Source organism: Microbacterium sp. NPDC055599, from assembly GCF_053618975.1.
The window spans coordinates 88,705-106,926 of record NZ_JBSHIM010000005.1 but is presented as its reverse complement, the minus strand read 5'-3'; the positions used below and the strand labels follow the sequence as shown (position 1 = coordinate 106,926).

Genomic DNA, 18,222 nt, shown 5'->3' with positions numbered 1-18,222 from the left:
CGGATGGAGGACTCGACCAGACCCGGGCGGTATTGCTTGTGCCCCATAAGCTTTGGCTATGACTTTCGGAGGACCGGCCGACCCCCAGCAGCCCGGGCGATACACGCCGCCGCCCGCCCAGCAGCCCGCACCGTCGGCGTACTCCGCGGCCCAGTATGCGCAGTCGCCCTATCTGCCGGCGACCTACGGGCAGCAGCCCGGCTACGCGTCCGCACTGGCGCAGCCGACGCCGTACACCCCGCCGGCGCCCGTCGCGCCGTCGCCGGCGGAGTCGCTGCCCGCCCTGCCGGTGACCACGAAGAAGGGCAGGACGGTCTCGCTGTGGCTGTTCGCCTTCCTCGGGTTCCTGCTCCTGGCGCTGATCGGCTACTTCGGCTGGGCGCTGGGGCCGACGGCGTCGGCCGTGGGGCTCGTTCTCGCGCTGATCCCTCTGGCGATCGTGTTCCTCGGGGTGCGGATGATCGACCGATGGGAGCCGGAGCCGAAGCGTCTCGTGATCTTCGCGATCGCGTGGGGCGCGGTGGCGGCGGTCGGCCTCACTCTCCTGGTCGACGTCGGGATGACGATCCTGCTCGGCCCGGTGCCGGAGGCGGTGGCGGCGGTCGTACAGGCGCCGATCGTGGAGGAGTTCTGGAAGGGCCTCGGGGTGTTCCTGGTCTTCCTGCTCGCCCGCCGTTCGTTCGACGGCCCGGTCGACGGCGTGGTGTACGGCGCGCTGGTGGGGGCCGGGTTCGCGTTCACCGAGAACATCCAGTACTTCGCGGTCAGCCTGATCGAGGGTGGCGGCGAGCAGCTCGGCGCCACGTTCGTGGTGCGCGCGCTGCTGTCGCCCTTCGCGCACGCCATGTTCACGTCGCTGACGGGGTTCGCGATCGGCCTCGTCGCGCGCCGGCACGCCTCCGCCGGGGCGGCCCTCGGCGCGGGACTGCTCGGGTGGTTCGGCGCGGTCTTCCTGCACGCGCTGTGGAACGGCTCGGCGACCTTCGCGGACTTCTTCGGCCTCTACTTCACGCTGCAGGTCCCGCTGTTCATCGGCTTCATCCTGGGCATCATCGCGCTGCGGCGGGAGGAGGCGCGGCTCACGAGGGCGCGGCTCGCCGAGTACGCCGCCGCGGGCTGGTTCACGCCGGAGGAGGTCACGATGCTCGCGACGCCGTCCGGTCGCAAGGCGGGATTGACGTGGGCGGCGCAGTTGCGCGGCGACCGTCGTCCGCTCATGCGCGAGTTCATCAAGGACGCGACGGCGCTGGCGGCGGTGCGGCAGCGGGCGATCACCGGCCGCGACCCGCTGGCGGTCGAGGACGAGCGGGCGCTGCTGATCCGCACGCGCGCGACGAGGGCTGCGCTGCTGGCCTACTGATCCGCCCTGAGCAAGACTCAGCGCCCGGTGCTGCGGCGATGCCTGCATGTCTCCCGGGCGCTGAGTTGATCTGCCACCAGGGTGCACCCGGCCCCTCGGACGTGTCAAGGGGCAGGGCGCGAGGCCACCCGCCCGGTCGAGGTGTTCGCTGTGAGCAGGTCCCGTCGCGTTGACCGGGCGCGCGCGGGTCCGCTTGGATGGAGCCATGACTGATCGCACGAAGCCCGAGTTCGACGCCCCGACCGCTCCTGCCCCCGCAGAGCTGGTCATCCGCGACATCATCGAGGGTGATGGTGCCGAGGCCAAGCCCGGTGACACGGTGACCGTCCACTACGCCGGTGTGGAGTTCGAGTCCGGCGAGGAGTTCGACTCCTCGTGGGGCCGTGGCGAGACCATCCAGTTCCCGCTGCGCGGCCTGATCCAGGGCTGGCAGGACGGCATTCCCGGCATGAAGGTCGGCGGACGCCGCGAGCTGATCATCCCGCCGCACCTGGCCTACGGTCCGGTCGGCGGCGGACACTTCCTGTCCGGCAAGACGCTGATCTTCATCATCGACCTCGTCGCCGTGGGCTGATCTCGACGCGACATCTCGAGCGCCTCTCCTCTCGCCAGGAGGGGCGTTCTGTCTTTCCGGAACGCGTGTGCATGCACGGGAATACATTCGCGTGAATGTAGGTTGGGCTGGAGGACGCCGCGATCGCGGCCCTGTCCGTACGCCGCCTCCGCGCGGCCGATTCTCCGAGGAGAAACCCATGACCAGCATCGACATCCCCGGCTACCGCCCCGGCACCTGGGTCCTTGACCCCGCGCACAGCGAGGTCACCTTCAGCGTCCGTCACATGATGATCTCGAAGGTGCGCGGCACGTTCGGCGTGAAGAGCGCGACGCTCGTGGCTCCGGAGAACCCGCTCGAGGCCAAGGTCGAGGCGAGCGTCGACGTGACGTCGGTGGACACGAAGGACGAGGGCCGCGACCAGCACCTCCGCTCGGCGGACTTCTTCGACACCGAGAACTACCCCACGATGGAGTTCGTGTCGACCGGTGCGCGCGTCGAGGGCGGCGACCTGCTGGTCGACGGCGACCTCACGATCCGCGGCATCACGAAGCCGGTCACGTTCGAGCTCGACTTCGGCGGCTTCGGCAGCGACCCGTGGGGCAACTACAAGGCGGGCGCCTCGGCGAAGACGGTCATCAACCGCGAGGACTTCGGCCTCACCTGGAACGCGGCGCTCGAGACCGGCGGCGTGCTCGTGGGCAAGGACGTCACGATCAACCTCGACCTGCAGGGAGCGCTGCAGCAGGACTGATCGCCGCACGGCTTCAGGAACCCCGGGTCCGTCAGGGCTCGGGGTTCTCTGCGTCATAGGAGCGGAAGCGGCGGTTGCGCCCGGCGATCAGCGCGACCAGCGCGATCACCAGGATCCCGCCGAGCAGGGGAGGGAACCACAGCGTCGTGAGCGTGGCGAGCGTGCCGGCGTAGAGGGCGCCGATGCGCGGGCCGCCGGCGACCACCACGATGAACAGCCCCTGCAGGCGTCCGCGCATGGTGTCGGGCACGGCCGCCTGCATCATCGTGTTGCGGTAGATCGAGCTGACGTTGTCGGAGGCGCCGGACAGCGCGAGGGCCACGCAGGCGGCGATGATCAGTCCGACGTGGGATGTGTCCTCGTCGGCGGGGGAGGAGAAGGCGCCCACGAGCAGCACCACACCGAACAGCAGGATCGATGCGCCATAGGCCTCGACCGCGCGTGCGATCCCGCGACCGTGCCAGCGGTACTGCACGACCCGGCCCGAGAACAGGCTCGAGGCGAAGGTGCCCACCGCCACGGCTGCGGTGAGGATGCCGGTGGTGACCGCGCCCCCGCCCAGCAGCAGCGTGCCCAGCGCGGGGAAGAGGACGAGGGGCTGGCCGAACGTCATCGCGATGATGTCGACGACGTACTGCATCCGGATGTTGCTCGCGCGGCGGAGGAAGCGCCAGCCGTCGACGAGCGAGGCGAGACCGGGGCGGACGATCTCGCCTTCCGGACGCACCGAGGGCAGCGTCCACAGGCCGAGGAACATCGACAGCATCAGCACGACGTCGATCGAGTACGTCCAGCCGTAGCCCGTGAGGGCGACCAGCAGGCCGGCCAGGGCGGGACCGGCCATGACCGTCAGCCCGAAGGCGACACCGTTGAGCGCGGACGCCGCGGCGAGCTGTTCGCGGGGGATGAGGCGGGGGACGATCGCGGTGCGCGTGGCCATGCCGACCGAGTTGGCGGCCGAGTTGATCATGCTCAGCGCGTACAGCCACCAGATCGTCTCGGCACCGGTCCACGTGAGCGCCGCGAGGAGAGCGGTGGAGGCGAAGGTCACGGTGGCGGCGATGAGGGCGACGCGACGGCGATCGAAGGCGTCGGCGAGCATGCCGCCGTACAGACCGGCCAGGACCATCGGCAGGAGCCCGGCCACCGCGATCATCGACACTGCGAACGTGCTCCCGGTGAGGGCGAACACGTGCAGCATCACCGTGACGATCGTGAGCTGGCCGCCGATGCCCGCGAGCGTCGAGCCGATCCACATGCGTGCGAAAGCGGGGCTGATCCGCAGCGGCGTCAGGTCGATCAGATGTCCTCGTCCCGCGTTCACGCCACGCACCTCTCCCGCACTCCTCGAGCGTAGTGGAGTGCGCGGGAGCGCCGGTCGGCCGTGTCGCTCGGGGCTCGCCCGGGCTGGTAGACTCGTCAGGTTGCCGTTCGATCGGCCGCGGATAAAGAGAGCTCACGCATCAGGCGTCGGGCGCCGCGCAACAAGCAGAGAGGGGATCGAATCTATGGCACTGGAAGCAGACGTCAAGAAGGCGATCATCGAAGAGTACGCGACGCACCCCGGTGACACCGGATCCCCCGAGGTGCAGGTCGCAATGCTGACGCAGCGCATCAAGGACCTCACCGAGCACCTCAAGGAGCACAAGCACGACCACCACTCGCGTCGTGGTCTGTTCCTGCTCGTGGGTCAGCGCCGTCGTCTGCTCGGCTACCTCCAGGACATCGACATCGAGCGTTACCGTTCGCTGATCGAGCGTCTCGGACTCCGCCGATAAGGCAGAGCGAACCCAGCGTTCAATCGCGCAGAACATTCTTGAGAAGGCCGCCCCACGGTGTGGGGCGGCCTTCGTCATGTGCAGATGTGTTGTAGCTCTGGTTGCCACCCGTGCAACTTTCCGATAGGAAAGTCATGGAGCTTTCCAAGTGGAAAGCGGGGAGGTCGCCATGGAGCAGAAACCGATCGCAGGTCAGGACGCTCTGGTGCCCCCGGACTCGGAGACGGCCCGGCGGTACCTCGAGGCGGCGGAGGCGGTGGTGGACCGCCGCGAACATGCAGTCGACCGACGTGCTCTCGCCCGGCTGCAGATCGGCAACGCCGTGGTCATGGCTGCGTATTTCGTCGCCTTCGCGCTTGTTCTCCGGCGAGACGACGTGCTGGCGTCGCAGATCGTGCTGTTCACCCTTCTGGTCTGGGGACAGCTGTCCACGGGGATGGCGCAGCGCACGGGCATGCAGTGGCGGATGACGCGTTCGCGGTGGCCGCTGCTGGTCGGCGGCGCAGCGATCATCATCGGTGCGCTCGTGGTGTTCGGCTTCGCTGCTCTCGATACGCGACTTCCTGTCGGGGTGGTGCTCATCCCGGCAGTCACGGTGCTCGTCGGAGTCGGAGGGCATGGCGTCGCGCGGCTCATACGGGCTGCGGGCGACCTGGGTCGTCCCCGTCCGGCTCCCCGTTCGTTGCCGCACCGGCTTCGATGGGGCACCGTCCTCATAGGCGTCGCGTTCGCCGTGCTGACGATGCTCGCAGGATCGCCGGACGACGTGCTGAGGAGCATCATCACCCTGCTCGTGATGCTGTGCCTCGTGGGGTGGATCGCCGCCTCCGCCTCAGACTTCGGTCTACCCGCAGTCGGCGCGTCCTGGCGCTGGCCGCACATCACTGTCTTCTTCATCGCCGCCTGCATGCCCGTCGGCATCGTCCTGGGATCCGGATCGCTCGGCAACGCAGGACTCGTCGGCGTGTGCGCGGGCGCCGGCGTGCTCGCGTCCTTCGTGGCGGTCTCCTTCGTCGCGGGGCACGGCGAACGTGCGTGAGCCCGCGTCTGTCCCACACCCGCGCACGCGGCTGGACGACAACTTTGCCTCGCCCATCCGGTTCTCCCTCATGGCCGGACTGGGCGACGGGATGGAACTCGACTTCGCGGCCCTGCGGGAGATGCTGCAGTGCGGCGACTCGCCCCTGAGCAAGGCGATCGCGCACCTGCAGGCCGCCGGGTACGTGGTCGCGCGCAAGGGCGCGGTCGGGGGGCGCTCGCGCACCTGGGTGCGTTCGACGAAGGCAGGGCGCGATGCCTTCGCCGCGCACCTTCAGGCACTGCGTGAGATCGTGGCCCTCGGTGCCGGGCAGGAACTGTGACGCCCGTCAGACGGTCACGAGGTCGGGGTGATGGATCGCCGCGACATCGGGGTGCGCACGAAGCCGGGACTTAAGCGCGTTCTCGCCGTAGGTCGCGTGGATCGGATTTCCCGGGTCATCGGTGACCCCGGTCGCCTGAGCGGCGAGGTCGGCGGGGAGCTCGAGCAGCGGGAGCTGCTGATCGAGTGCGGGGTTGAAGAAGAACGGGATCGAGATGCGCTCCTCGGGTGCCCGCGGTGAGATCACGCGGTGGTTCGTTGCCTTGAGGTAGCCGCCGGTGGCATACTCCAGCAACTCTCCGATGTTGACGACGAATGCGCTGGACACCGGGGGAGCCGAGACCCACTCGCCGTCACGCTCGACCTGGAGGCCCCCCTTTCCGGGCTCGACCCACAACAGCGTCAGCACACCGGAGTCCTTGTGCGCTCCGACGCCCTGCTGTGGTTCCGGCTCGTCCGTGCCCGGGTATCGCACGATCTTGATCAGGGTCGACGGATCGCGGAACGTCTCGTCGAAGTAGGTCTCGTCCGCGCCGAGAGTGACAGCCCAGGCGCGCAGGAGTTTGCGTGCGATCTCTGTCAGGGAGTCGTGCCACTCCGCGACCACGGCCTGGAGCTCGGGCTGGGCCGCTGGCCACAGGTTCGGGCCGATCAGGCGGTTGAAGGCGGGGCCGTCGCTCACAGGCTCGCGCTCCGGGCCGATGTCGATCTGCTCGCGCCAGTCGACCTTGCCCTGGGTCCGCTCGCCGCCGACCCGGGTGTAGCCGCGGAAGTGGGGGCTGTTGACGTTCTCGATCGCGAGCTTGTCCTCTTCGGGGAGGGCGAAGAAGTCGAGTGCGGCGCGGTGCAGGCGCGCCTCCAGCTCGGGAGAGACGCCGGTGCCGGTGAGGTAGAAGAAGCCGACGTCGTGGGTCGCGGCACGCAGCTCGTCGCGGAACCGCGCCGCGGCCTCGGGGCCCTGGTCGAGCTGGGAGAGGTCAAGGATCGGGAGCGAGAGTTCAGCCATGGACCGAGGGTATGTCGAGGTTCTCGGGCCGCGGGCGAGTGTTGCGTCGCGTTACTCGGGCGGGTGTCCCGGCACCGGCGGATGTCATCCGGTCGGGGGAACGGGTGTCGCGGTGCTAGAGTCTCGTTGGTAAGGGATGCCTTACCTCAGTCTTCATCAGAGGGACACCGTCCGTGCTCGCCACCTTCCTCATCGGCCTCCGCGAGGGGCTCGAAGCCGCACTCGTCGTCGGCATCCTCGTCGCCTACCTGCGGCGTCTCGACCGGCGTGATGCGCTCCCGAAGCTCTGGGCGGGCGTCGGTCTCGCGGTCGGTCTCGCTCTGGCCATCGGCGCGGTCCTCACCTTCGGCGCGTACGAGCTCACGTTCACCGCCCAGGAGCTGATCGGCGGCGGGCTGTCCCTGCTCGCGGTCGCGATGGTCACCTGGATGATCTTCTGGATGCAGCGGGCCGGACGCACGATGAAGGCGACCCTCGAGGGCGGCGTCGACCGTGCGCTCACCGCGGGCGGACTCTGGGCGCTCGTCGCGATCGGCTTCGTCTCCGTCGCCAGGGAGGGTATCGAGACCACCCTGCTGCTGTGGTCGATGGTGCAGTCGTTCGGCGACGCGCCCTCCGCGCTGCTGGGCGCGCTGCTCGGTCTGCTCGCCGCGGTGGCCCTCGGCTGGCTGATCTCGCGGGGCGCGCTGCGCCTCGACCTGCGCCGGTTCTTCGCCTGGACCGGCGGGTTCCTCGTGATCGTCGCCGCCGGCGTGCTCGCGTACGCCGTCATGGATCTGCAGGAGGCGGGGGCGCTGCCCGGTCCGTTCACGGCCGCCGCGCCGATCGACGCGGCCACCGGCGCGGTCGCCGTGGGGGCGGCCGGCTTCCCGTTCGGCTGGGCCTTCGACGTGTCGTCGGCGATCGCCCCCGGCGGCCCTCTCGCCGCCGTGCTGCAGGCCACCATCGGCTTCATGCCGGCCATGACCTGGCTCCAGGTGACCGCCTGGGTCCTCTACCTCGCCATCGTCGGCACGTTCTACGTGCGTGGCCTCCGCCCGCGGCGTCGCTCCGCGGCACCGACGCCGCGCCCTCGCACCGAGGCGACCCCTCTCTCACAGCAAGGAGCAGCATGACCATCTCGTCCCGGTCCCTGGGGGTGCTGGCCGTGACCGGCGCAGCCGTCCTCGTCCTGAGCGGCTGCGTCGCGAAGGAGGACACCGCGGCTACGGCCGCCTTCGACGTGTCGTCCACCGACTCCGACTGCGCGGTCTCGGCCGCCACCGCGGAGAGCGGCACCCTCACGTTCGACGTCTCGAACGACACCGACCAGGTGTCGGAGTTCTACCTGCTCGCGGACGACGGCCTGCGCATCGTCGGCGAGGTCGAGAACATCGCGCCGGCGGCGTCGCGCACGCTCACGGTCGTGGTGCAGCCCGGTGACTACTTCACGCTGTGCAAGCCGGGCATGGTGGGCGACGGCGTGGGCAAGGCCGCCTTCACCGTCACGGGCGACCCGGTGGCCGTCGACGGGCCGGACGCCGAGCAGAAGACGAAGGCGGTCGACCTGTACGCGGCGTTCGTGAAGGATCAGGTCGGTCAGCTCGTGCCGGCGGTGGAAGAGCTCGTGGCCGCCTACCAGTCCGGCGACGACGCGACCGCCCGCACGCTGTTCCCGCAGACCCGCGCCTTCTACGAGCGCATCGAGCCCGTGGCCGAGGCGCTGGGCGACCTCGATCCGCGCATCGACTTCCGCGAGGTCGACGCCGTGGCCGACGGGCTCGACTGGACCGGCTTCCACCGCATCGAGAAGGACCTGTGGGTGCCGGCGCAGGACGCCCTCAACGCCGACGGGCAGACGCCCGCGTGGCAGGGCTGGGCCCCGTCCACGCCCGAGGAACGCGCCGACTACGGCGACCTGCTGCTCGCCGACGTGCAGGAGCTGTACGACTACGTGCACTCCGACGATTTCACAACGACCCTGGAAGACCAGGGCATCGCCGGTGTCTCCAATGGCGCGATCGCGCTGCTCGACGAGGTCGCGACCGGCAAGATCTCCGGCGAGGAGGACTGGTGGTCCGGCACCGACCTGTTCGACTTCGCGGCGAACGTCGAAGGCTCCAAGATGGCGTTCTCCCTGGTGCAGGACTTCGCCACGGCGCAGGGCGATGACGGCGCCGCGCTGGTCGACGAGATCGAGTCGGGGTACGCCGCGCTCGAGTCGTCGCTCGCCACGCACGGCTCCCTCGCGGACGGGTTCGTCGGGTACGCCACCCTCACGGCGGACGACAAGCGCGAGCTGACCGACCTGATCAACGCCCTGGCCGAGCCGCTGTCGCAGCTGACCGCGACGGTGCTCGACTGACGGGACCGCAGAGGCGCCGGACATGACCGAGAGCGAACCGATCCGCGAACCGGAGGACCGGGCGGAGGCCGCACGCGTCGACGCTCCCGCGGGGCTGAGCAGGCGCGGACTGCTCGGTCTCGCGGTCGGCGGCGGGGTCGCAGGTCTCGCGGTCGGCCTGGGGGCGGGACTGACCGGCGGCGTCGCGCTCGGACGCGCCCGCGCCGCCGAAGACGCGCAGAACAGCTACGACTTCTTCGGCGTGCACCAGGCCGGCATCACCACGCCCGTGCAGGACCACCTGCACTTCGCGAGCTTCGACATGATGCCGCGCACCGACCGCGACGACCTGATCTCGCTGCTCCAGGACTGGAGCTACGCGGCCTCGCGCCTCACGCAGGGACTCGAGGTCAGCGCGAGCGGTGCCGTCGGCGGCAGCCCGGAAGCCCCGCCCGACGACACGGGTGAAGCGCTCGGTCTGCCGTCCGCCGGGCTGACCATCACGATCGGGTTCGGTCCGAGCCTGTTCGAGAACGAAGCCGGCGACCGCTACGGCATCGCGGCGCAGCGCCCCGCAGGGCTGGAGCGGCTGCCCGCCTTCCTCGGCGACGACCTCGACCCCGAGATGTCCCACGGCGACCTCTGCGTGCAGGCGTGCGCCGACGACCCGCAGGTGGCGGTGCATGCGATCAGGAACCTCAGCCGGATCGCGTTCGGGCGCGCGCGACTGCGGTGGTCGCAGCTCGGGTTCGGCAAGACGTCCCGCACCACGGCGGCGCAGGCCACGCCGCGCAACCTGTTCGGCTTCAAGGACGGCACCGCAAACATCCTCGCCGACGACACCGCCGCGCTCGACGAGCACGTGTGGGTCTCCGCCGCGGACGATCCGGGCTGGCTCGCGGGCGGCTCGTACCTAGTCGCCCGGCGCATCGCGATGCTGATCGAGACGTGGGACCGGGTGCGACTCTCGGAGCAGGCCACCATCATCGGCCGCGACAAGGGCGAGGGCGCTCCGCTCTCCGGCGGCGACGAGTTCACCGAGCCCGACTTCCACGGCGGCGCGATCGACGCCCACAGCCACGTGCGGCTCGCGCACCCGACGCAGAACGACGGCGTGCGCATCCTCCGCCGCGGCTACAACTACGTGGACGGCAACAACACGCTCGGACGGCTCGACGCCGGGCTCTTCTTCCTGTCGTATCAGCGCGACCCCGCGCAGTTCATCACGCTGCAGCGCCGCCTGGCGACCGACCGCATGAACGAGTACATCCGCCACGTCGGGTCGGGGATCTGGGCGGTGCCGGCCGGCGCGAAGCCCGGTTCCTACGTGGGCGCCGAGCTCTTCACCTGACCTGACCCGCCCTAGGACGCGAGCCGCGCGGCCTCCAGGACCTCGACGACAGACGCGGCCAGGGCGTCGGCTCCCGCGTGGTCCTCGGCGCTGATCGTCACCACAGCGTCATCGAGGAAGATCATCAGCTGCCCGTAGGCGCCGTGCAGCCGCCAGGCCCGTCCCGGTCCGCCCCACCCGGCGAGGGCGTAGCGGTCGTAGCCCGGGTTCACGCCGGCGACGACGCCGTCGCGGTGCATCGCATCGATGTGCTCCGGCGACACGAGCCGACGCCCCTCCCACGCGCCGCGGTCGCGGATCAGCCGCCCGATGCGCGCCATCTCCTCGGTGCGCAGCGCGAGACCGCCGCCCGCCTCGATGCGGCCGTGGGGGCAGCGGGTCCACCGCGCGCCGTGAATGCCGAGCGGCCCGAGCAGGCGGTCGTCGAGGTAGTCGCCCACGTCGCCGACGCGCGCGGCGAGGGCCGCCATGGCGGTGTAGGTGCTGGCATTGGAGTACTGGAAGACGCGCCCGCGGGAGGGTCGCCGCAGGAACTCCGCGGCGAGGTCGGGCCAGTCGGTCAGAAGCGTGGGCGACCAGGGCAGGTCGATCCCGCTCGACATCGACAGGAGGTGGCGCAGCGTCACCCGGTCGACGCCCGGCCCGAGCTCGTGATCGGGGAGGAGGTGCGCCACGGGCTCGTCGAGCGAGACCGCGCCGTCGTCGGCGGCGAGAGCCACGGCGAGCACGCACACGCCCTTCGCGACCGACTGGATGTCCTCTCGCACGTCCGGCGCCCAGCGGTGCTCGGCGGTCCCGTCGCCCGCGCGCACGTGGAGGCCGTGTGCGCGGAAGCCCGTGTCCTCGATGATCGCGACCAGGCTGTCCTTCACGGAGAGGGCGTCGGCTCCGGGGGCGCCGCTCATCGGGGACGACGCGAGCCGGTCGGGTCGTTCCTGCGACCCTCGCGCGCGGCGAGCTCGGGATCGGAGAACAGCCAGCGCGGGCGCGGCTCCACGAGCGGGCGGAACAGCCGTCGCACGGGCTTGGTGGCCAGCAGCAGCGCGAGGACCACCGAGAGCGCGGTCACGAGCGGCAGCCAGAACCACGTCGGCTCGAGGTCGCGCAGCACACCGCTCTCCCGGAAGGGATAGAGCACGAACGAGTGCAGCAGGTAGACGTACATCGTGTACTGGCCGAAGGTCGTCCACCAGTACGAGCCGCGGGGGATCAGCGCGAAGAACGCCGCGCACAGGACGACGGCGAGCAGCATGAGGGCGACCCGGATCGCGCCGGCCCACCACTGCGTGCCGACCAGGTCGGAGTAGGAGGCCTCGTAGAACAGCCATTCGCGCAGGTCGGCGGCCTGCCACAGCGGAAGCCAGTTCCAGGCGGCCCACCCGGTCGCCGCGAAGACGCCGATCGCCGCCGCGCGGATCCACCAGGGGCGGAAGTCCAGCAGGCGCAGTCGGTTGACGATGTCGTGCTCGCGCAGCCACCAGCCGAGCGTGAAGAAGGGGAGGAGACCCAGCGTGCGGGACAGCGAGAAGGTGCTGTCGACGTTGGAGAGGTAGCCGGCGCCGATCGAGATCACGACGGTCCACAGCAGCGGCCAGCGCAGCAGCGCGAGGTAGGGGAGGACGAGGCGGAAGATCGCCAGTGCCAGGAGGAACCACAGTGTCCAGCTCGGTTTGGTGAAGTTCGGGGTGGCCTGACCTTCGACGAGCCACTTGGTGAGGGTCCACAGCGTCTCGAAGATCACGTAGGGCAGGACGATGTCGGTGATCACCCTGGCCATCTGCGTCTTGGTGGGCGAGCCCGACTTGGAGAAGTAGCCGGAGATGATCGCGAACGCCGGCATGTGGAACGCGTACAGCGCGAGGTAGAACGCGAACGCGATGTCGGAGTCGTAGATGAGCCGCTGGATCGCATGGCCGAGCACGACGAGGACGATGCACGCGTAGCGAGCGTTGTCCCAGAACGGCACGCGCCGGCGCTTCCGCGGGACGGACCCGGTGGCGGGCCCCGTGATGTCGGCCCCGGTGGTGCTCATCCTCCGAGGCTACAGGCGCGGGAATAAAGTTGCCGTGCACGCGTTGACACGATTACATTCAAATGAATAGAACCGGGTGGCACGATCATCGGGTTCGGAGAACACGGAGCAATCATGAGCGAGCAGTCAGGCGCGCAGGCGATGCAGTTCGGCATCATGTCGGTCAGCGACATCACCCGCGACCCCACCACGGGCGTCACCCCCAGCGAGCAGGAGCGCATCAAGGCCACGCTGGCCATCGCCACCCACGCCGAGGAGGTGGGCCTCGACGTCTTCGCGATCGGCGAGCACCACAACCCGCCGTTCTGGTCCTCCAGCCCCACCACGTTCCTGGCGGCGCTGGCCGCGCAGACCGAGCGGCTGATCGTCTCGACGTCGACCACGCTCATCACCACGAACGACCCCGTGCGCATCGCCGAGGAGTACGCGATGCTGCAGCACGTGTCCGACGGCCGCATGGACCTGATGCTCGGGCGCGGCAACACCGGCCCGGTGTACCCGTGGTTCGGACAGGACATCCGTCAGGGCCTCCCGCTCGCGATCGAGAACTACGCCCTGCTGCACAAGCTGTGGCGCGAGGACGTCGTCGACTGGGAGGGCAAGTTCCGCACCCCGCTGCAGGGCTTCACGTCGACCCCGCGCCCGCTCGACGGCATCCCGCCGTTCGTCTGGCACGGATCGATCCGCACCCCGGAGATCGCGGAGCAGGCCGCCTACTACGGCGACGGGTTCTTCGCGAACAACATCTTCTGGCCGAAGGAGCACTACCAGCGCCTGATCGAGCTGTACCGCCAGCGCTTCGAGCACTATGGCCACGGCACGCGCGAGCAGGCCATCGTCGGACTCGGCGGGCAGGTGTTCATGGCCGCGAAGTCGCAGGACGCCGTGAACCAGTTCCGGCCGTACTTCGACAACGCCCCCGTGTACGGCCACGGCCCGAGCATGGAGGACTTCACCGAGATGACGCCGCTGACGGTCGGTTCGCCGCAGCACGTCATCGACCGGTACGCGGGCATGCGTGAGCACTTCGGTGACTACCAGCGCCAGCTGTTCCTGATCGACCACGCCGGCCTTCCGCTGAAGACGGTGCTCGAGCAGCTCGACATCCTCGGCTCCGAGGTCGTGCCGGTGCTGCGCAAGGAGCTCGCGAAGGACCGTCCGGCCGGCGTGCCCGACGCCCCGACGCACGCCGCGCGCGTGAAGGCCGAGTTCGGCGACGGCCCCACGCGTCAGGCGCGACCCGGCGCCAACCGGGGCGACAACCTCACGGGCGACTCGCCCTACCAGGACACCCCGGCACCCGCGGGTGCCGCGTTCGGACTCGGCCGGAAGGAGGCCTGACATGACCACGCGTCGCATCGCCGTCGTCTCGGCCGGCCTGTCGAACCCCTCGTCCACGCGGATGCTGGCCGACCGGCTCGCCGCCGAGACCGTCAAGGCGCTCGCCGAGCGCGACATCCAGGCCACGGTCGACGTGATCGAGCTGCGTGACTACGCGCACGACATCACCAACAACCTGCTGACGGGCTTCGCGCCGCCCGCCCTGGAGACCGCGATCAACACGGTCGTCTCGGCGGACGCGCTGATCGCCGTGACCCCGATCTTCTCGACCAGCTACTCCGGCCTGTTCAAGTCGTTCATCGACGTGCTCGACCCGGACGCGCTGACCGGGAAGCCCGTGCTGATCGGCGCCAACGCGGGCACCCCGCGGCACTCGCTCGCGATCGACTACGCGATCCGCCCGTTGTTCGCCTACCTGCATGCGGAGGCCGTGTCGACCGGCGTGTTCGCGGCGTCCAGCGACTGGGGCGGCGCGGGCGACGACGTGGCCCCGCTCGCCAAGCGCGTCGAGAAGGGTGCCAGGGAGCTGGCCGAGGCGGTCGCCCGCCGCGAGGCGGCCACGGTCGTCGACCCGTACGACCCGGCGACCTATCTCGGTGAGGGCCGATCGTTCGGACACATGCTCGGCGGTCTCGCGGGCGAGTGACCCCGCGCCGACGTCCGCGCCCCGTCCCCGTGGAGACACGGGGACGGGGCGCGCGTCACCGCCCAGCCGGCCCCCGCCGCCAGGTGTACTCGGTCTCGGGTCGACCGCGCGTCCCGTAGCGGGCACCGCGCACCGCCACGCCCTCGACGACCAGGTGCTCGAGGTAGCGGCGCACGGCCACGCGTGACAGTCCGAGGCGCTCGGCGGCCTCGCGCGCGGAGAGCGGTCCGCGGGCGCGCAGCTCCGCCGTCACGCGCTCCAGCGAGGTCGCCGACAGGCCCTTCGGCAGGACGATGGCTCCGGTCGACCGACTCAGCAGCGCGTCGATCTCCGCCTGCGTCGCCGGGCCCGTCGTCCCGTGCGCCTGGGCACGATACGCCCGGTACTGCTCCAGCCGCTCCTGGAACACCGCGAACGCGAACGGCTTCACGAGGTAGTGGAAGACGCCGAGTGCCGCCATCTGCCGCACCGTCTCCGCGTCGCGCACGCCGGTGATCGCGATCACGTCCAGCGCCGCACCGCTCGCGCGGAGCGCGCGCAGCACCTCCAGTCCGGATCCGTCCGGCATCGTCACGTCGAGCAGCATCAGATCGAACGCGCCAGCGCCGGGTCGCTCGCGCACGGCCGTGAGAGCCGCGCGCGCTCCCGTGCACTCACCGGCCACCGCGAAGCCGTCCAGCCGCGCGAGGTAGGTGCGATGCAGCTCGAGGGTCAGCGGGTCGTCGTCGACCAGGAGGACGCGGATCACGACCTGCTCCCGCGTGGCGATGCCGACGGCAGGGTCACCCGGAACACCGTCGGCGGGCCCGCCACGGTCACGTCCCCGCCGGCCTCCCTCACGACGGAGCGGACGAGGGCCAGCCCGATGCCGCGCCCGTGCGGCCCCGCGGGCTTCGTCGTATACCCCTGGGCGAAGATCCGCTCCCTCTGATCGACCGGGATCCCCGGGCCGCTGTCCGCCACCTCCAGCACGATGCCGCCATGATCGCCGCGCCGCAGCGACACCCGCACCCAGCGGTCTGCGGATTCCGCCGCGGCATCCATCGCGTTGTCGACCAGATTCCCGAGCACGGCCACCGCGTCGACGGGCGCCAGCGGGGTGCGCGGGGTGTCCGGGGCGATGTCCATCCGCCAGTCGATGCCGCGCTCGCGCGCCTGTGCGGCCTTGCCCAGCAGCAGTGCGCCCACCGCGGGGTCGCCGTGCTGCCGCGCCGTGACCTGGTCCACGAGGGACTGGCTCTGCCGGGACGTCTGCGTGAGGATCTCGATCGCCTCGTCGCGGCGGTCGAGTTCGAGCAGCGCCACCGCCGCGTGCATGCGGTTGCCGTGCTCGTGCGTCTGCGCCCGCAGCGCTTCGCCGAGGGTGCGCACCGACTCATAGGAGGAGACCGCGTCGCGCAGCTCCCCGGGCGGCAGGTCGCCCGCGAACCGCCGCGTCACCCGACGGGCGAGCAGGGCACCGCCCACCCCGAGCAGCACCAGTCCCGCCGTGATGGCGAGCGACAGCGGCAACCGCCGCACCAGGGTCTCGGAGATGGTCTCGGTCGTCACCCCCGTGGCGACCCAGCCCACCAGGGTGCCGTCATCATCGACAACAGGGACGATCGTCCGCACGGACGGACCGAGCGTGCCGCGGAACTCCTCGGTGAGCACGCGCGGGGTCGACGGGACCGTCCCGAGGTACGGCGCGCCGATCTGAGTCGGATCGGGATGGGTGATGCGCAGACCCTCCGGCGTCATGATCGTGACGAAGTCCAACCCCGCCCTGTCGATGACCTCCAGCGCGTACGGTTCGAGCGACGCGCTCGCGCTCGCCGTATCGCCGCGGGTGAGCAGTGCGACCACGTCCGGTGCGGAGGCGAGGGCGGCGGCTGTGGCGGCGGTGAGCCGTTCGGCCTCGGAGCGGACGGCACGCTGCGCCTCCACCACGAGGAACAGCGCGACGAGCGCGCCGACGACCACGGCGGTCACCACGAGCGCCGCGAACACCCGCGACGCGGCGCTGCGGCCGGGGGAGGCGTGCGCCATCCCGTTCCTCCGATCGTCGACGGGTCCGGCAGGGACCAATACGACCACAAATGGCGTCGTCGTGCGAGCGCGGAGACCGTGGAAGGGGTCGAGGGCACAGAGGCCACCGGCTCGGACGACGACGTCGACACGAGGAGGACGCATGGCGCTCACGACGGGATTCTCCCTTCCCCGGTTCCACTGGCGGCGAGGCAAGCAGGCCTGGGACCGCCACACCTGGCTGTACGTCTCGGTGATCATCGCGGTGGTGCTCGGCGCGGTCGTCGGGCTGGTCTGGCCGGAGGTCGGGCGCGGGTTCGAACCGCTGGGCACGGGATTCGTCGCGCTGATCAAGATGATGATCGCGCCGATCATCTTCTGCACGATCGTGGTCGGTGTCGGTTCGATCGCGAAGGCGGCGACGGTCGGGAAGATCGGCGGTCTCGCGCTGCTCTACTTCATGGTCATGTCGACCTTCGCGCTCGCGATCGGCCTGATCGTGGGGAACATCATCCACCCCGGCTCCGGGCTCGACATGGCGAACGCCAGCTATCAGACGGAGACCACGGAGGCCACGACGACGCAGGAGTTCCTGCTCGGGATCATCCCCGCGACGTTCTTCTCCGCCTTCACGGGCGAGAGCGTGCTGCAGGTCCTCTTCATCGCCCTGCTCACCGGGTTCGCGCTGCAGGGGCTGGGTGAGCGCGGAGCCCCGATCATGGAGGCGGTCAAGCAGCTGCAGAAGCTCGTGTTCCGGATCCTCGGCATGATCCTGTGGCTGGCCCCCATCGGCGCCTTCGGGGCGATCGCGGCCGTCGTGGGCAAGACGGGGGTGGCCGCGATCTGGAGCCTCGGGATCCTGATGGTGGCGTTCTACATCACCTGCATCGTCTTCATCCTCGTGGTGCTGGGGACGCTCCTGTGGGCGGTCACCAGGGTCAACATCCTGTCGCTCATGAAGTACCTGGCCAGGGAGTACCTGCTGATCGTCGGCACGTCGTCGTCGGAGTCCGCGCTGCCGCGCCTGATCGCGAAGATGGAGCACATCGGGGTCTCCAAGCCCGTCGTCGGCATCACCGTGCCCACCGGCTACTCGTTCAACCTCGACGGCACCGCGATCTACCTCACGATGGCGTCGCTGTTCATCGCGACCGGGATGGGCCAGCCCATGTCGATCGGGGAGCAGATCGGCCTGCTGGTGTTCATGATCATCGCGAGCAAGGGGGCGGCGGGCGTCACGGGAGCGGGCCTGGCGACGCTGGCCGGCGGGCTGCAGGCGTACCGGCCCGACCTCGTCGACGGCGTCGGCGTCATCGTCGGCATCGACCGGTTCATGTCCGAGGGGCGGGCGCTGACGAACTTCACCGGCAACGCGGTCGCCACGCTGCTGATCGGCACCTGGACCAGGCAGATCGACCGCGACCGCGTACGCCGGGTCCTGAGCGGCGAGCTGCCGTTCGACGAATCACGACTCGACGGGGTGGACGCCCACGCGGCGCCGCACCCGCAGGCCACCGACGTCCAGGGACTGCACGAGGCCGCCGTCACCGAGATGTCCGCGAAGGAGGAGCGCGCGCGCAACCGGGCCCTCGGCGGATGACACGGGCGGGACAGGGATGCGGGGGCCAGTTATCCCCAATCCCCTCACCCCCACTGTCCACCCCCCCTTCGTCGGACCCCCCGTCACGTTCTTAGGGGATTGGAGGCGTGG

At 70.3% G+C, this 18,222-nt stretch carries 18 protein-coding genes; 12 read left to right on the top strand and 6 right to left on the bottom strand.

What is annotated here, in order from left to right; all coding sequences use genetic code 11:
- The first annotated feature begins 58 nt into the window (after positions 1 to 58).
- The 3 genes from ACWGQ1_RS06235 (at position 59) to ACWGQ1_RS06225 (ending at position 2,667) form a co-directional block, all read left to right on the top strand.
- Positions 59 to 1,360: a PrsW family intramembrane metalloprotease gene (locus ACWGQ1_RS06235; RefSeq protein WP_240745440.1), complete on the top strand. Its 1,302-nt coding sequence runs from the start codon at positions 59 to 61 to the stop codon at positions 1,358 to 1,360.
- A 205-nt stretch (positions 1,361 to 1,565) separates the two neighbouring features.
- Positions 1,566 to 1,934 carry an FKBP-type peptidyl-prolyl cis-trans isomerase gene (locus ACWGQ1_RS06230; protein WP_136035078.1) on the top strand — a complete coding sequence of 123 codons (369 nt, stop codon included), beginning with the start codon at positions 1,566 to 1,568 and terminating at the stop codon, positions 1,932 to 1,934.
- A gap of 178 nt (positions 1,935 to 2,112) precedes the next feature.
- Positions 2,113 to 2,667, top strand: coding sequence for a YceI family protein (locus ACWGQ1_RS06225; RefSeq protein ID WP_136035076.1), 555 nt, complete (start codon positions 2,113 to 2,115; stop codon positions 2,665 to 2,667).
- A gap of 31 nt (positions 2,668 to 2,698) precedes the next feature.
- Here ACWGQ1_RS06225 and ACWGQ1_RS06220 read toward each other — a convergent pair whose 3' ends face one another.
- Complete coding sequence (locus ACWGQ1_RS06220) at positions 2,699 to 3,991, bottom strand: MFS transporter (RefSeq protein ID WP_136037259.1); 1,293 nt, start codon at positions 3,989 to 3,991, stop codon at positions 2,699 to 2,701.
- Positions 3,992 to 4,175: 184 nt separating this feature from the next.
- On the opposite strand from ACWGQ1_RS06220, the gene rpsO reads away from it, so the two are divergent.
- The 3 genes from rpsO to ACWGQ1_RS06205 all read left to right on the top strand — a co-directional run bounded on the left by rpsO (position 4,176) and on the right by ACWGQ1_RS06205 (position 5,806).
- Positions 4,176 to 4,445 carry a 30S ribosomal protein S15 gene (rpsO, locus tag ACWGQ1_RS06215; RefSeq protein ID WP_055993247.1) on the top strand — a complete coding sequence of 90 codons (270 nt, stop codon included), beginning with the start codon at positions 4,176 to 4,178 and terminating at the stop codon, positions 4,443 to 4,445.
- A gap of 169 nt (positions 4,446 to 4,614) precedes the next feature.
- Positions 4,615 to 5,484: a hypothetical protein gene (locus tag ACWGQ1_RS06210; RefSeq protein WP_136035071.1), complete on the top strand. Its 870-nt coding sequence runs from the start codon at positions 4,615 to 4,617 to the stop codon at positions 5,482 to 5,484.
- On the top strand, positions 5,477 to 5,806 hold the full coding sequence (locus tag ACWGQ1_RS06205) for a transcriptional regulator (RefSeq protein ID WP_136035069.1): 330 nt from the start codon (positions 5,477 to 5,479) through the stop codon (positions 5,804 to 5,806). Before ACWGQ1_RS06210 ends, ACWGQ1_RS06205 begins: the two co-directional genes overlap by 8 nt.
- Positions 5,807 to 5,812: 6 nt before the next feature.
- Here ACWGQ1_RS06205 and ACWGQ1_RS06200 read toward each other — a convergent pair whose 3' ends face one another.
- A complete protein-coding gene (locus tag ACWGQ1_RS06200) occupies positions 5,813 to 6,811 on the bottom strand; it encodes an isopenicillin N synthase family dioxygenase (RefSeq protein WP_206251380.1) in 999 nt (332 codons plus the stop codon).
- A 173-nt stretch (positions 6,812 to 6,984) separates the two neighbouring features.
- On the opposite strand from ACWGQ1_RS06200, the gene efeU reads away from it, so the two are divergent.
- From efeU to efeB, 3 genes are read left to right on the top strand one after another with little or no spacing between them, the layout of a single operon-like run.
- Positions 6,985 to 7,926: an iron uptake transporter permease EfeU gene (gene efeU / locus ACWGQ1_RS06195; RefSeq protein WP_136035066.1), complete on the top strand. Its 942-nt coding sequence runs from the start codon at positions 6,985 to 6,987 to the stop codon at positions 7,924 to 7,926.
- Entirely contained in the window at positions 7,923 to 9,155 is a 1,233-nt protein-coding gene (gene efeO, locus ACWGQ1_RS06190; RefSeq protein WP_452312545.1) for an iron uptake system protein EfeO, read from the top strand. Before efeU ends, efeO begins: the two co-directional genes overlap by 4 nt.
- A 22-nt stretch (positions 9,156 to 9,177) precedes the next feature.
- Positions 9,178 to 10,485 (top strand): iron uptake transporter deferrochelatase/peroxidase subunit, encoded by a 1,308-nt coding sequence (gene efeB / locus ACWGQ1_RS06185; protein ID WP_136037254.1) that lies wholly within the window; start codon positions 9,178 to 9,180, stop codon positions 10,483 to 10,485.
- An 11-nt stretch (positions 10,486 to 10,496) separates the two neighbouring features.
- On the opposite strand, the gene ACWGQ1_RS06180 is transcribed toward efeB, so the two are convergent.
- Both ACWGQ1_RS06180 and ACWGQ1_RS06175 read right to left on the bottom strand, forming a co-directional pair.
- On the bottom strand, positions 10,497 to 11,390 hold the full coding sequence (locus ACWGQ1_RS06180; protein ID WP_452312544.1) for a serine hydrolase: 894 nt from the start codon (positions 11,388 to 11,390) through the stop codon (positions 10,497 to 10,499).
- Complete coding sequence (locus ACWGQ1_RS06175; protein ID WP_136035058.1) at positions 11,387 to 12,517, bottom strand: acyltransferase family protein; 1,131 nt, start codon at positions 12,515 to 12,517, stop codon at positions 11,387 to 11,389. The genes ACWGQ1_RS06180 and ACWGQ1_RS06175 overlap by 4 nt, the downstream gene beginning before the upstream one ends.
- A 114-nt stretch (positions 12,518 to 12,631) precedes the next feature.
- On the opposite strand from ACWGQ1_RS06175, the gene ACWGQ1_RS06170 reads away from it, so the two are divergent.
- Both ACWGQ1_RS06170 and ACWGQ1_RS06165 read left to right on the top strand, forming a co-directional pair.
- Positions 12,632 to 13,858, top strand: a complete 1,227-nt coding sequence (locus ACWGQ1_RS06170) for a CE1758 family FMN-dependent luciferase-like monooxygenase (RefSeq protein ID WP_452312543.1) — start codon at positions 12,632 to 12,634, stop codon at positions 13,856 to 13,858.
- 1 nt (position 13,859) lies between these two features.
- Positions 13,860 to 14,504 (top strand): FMN reductase, encoded by a 645-nt coding sequence (locus ACWGQ1_RS06165; RefSeq protein WP_136035054.1) that lies wholly within the window; start codon positions 13,860 to 13,862, stop codon positions 14,502 to 14,504.
- A gap of 55 nt (positions 14,505 to 14,559) precedes the next feature.
- Here ACWGQ1_RS06165 and ACWGQ1_RS06160 read toward each other — a convergent pair whose 3' ends face one another.
- Positions 14,560 to 15,252 carry a response regulator gene (locus ACWGQ1_RS06160; protein ID WP_136045655.1) on the bottom strand — a complete coding sequence of 231 codons (693 nt, stop codon included), beginning with the start codon at positions 15,250 to 15,252 and terminating at the stop codon, positions 14,560 to 14,562.
- A complete protein-coding gene (locus tag ACWGQ1_RS06155) occupies positions 15,249 to 16,532 on the bottom strand; it encodes an ATP-binding protein (RefSeq protein ID WP_452312542.1) in 1,284 nt (427 codons plus the stop codon). The genes ACWGQ1_RS06160 and ACWGQ1_RS06155 overlap by 4 nt, the downstream gene beginning before the upstream one ends.
- A 142-nt stretch (positions 16,533 to 16,674) precedes the next feature.
- Between ACWGQ1_RS06155 and ACWGQ1_RS06150 the strand changes: the two genes are divergently transcribed.
- On the top strand, positions 16,675 to 18,111 hold the full coding sequence (locus ACWGQ1_RS06150; protein ID WP_136035048.1) for a cation:dicarboxylate symporter family transporter: 1,437 nt from the start codon (positions 16,675 to 16,677) through the stop codon (positions 18,109 to 18,111).
- The last annotated feature ends 111 nt before the right edge of the window (positions 18,112 to 18,222 follow it).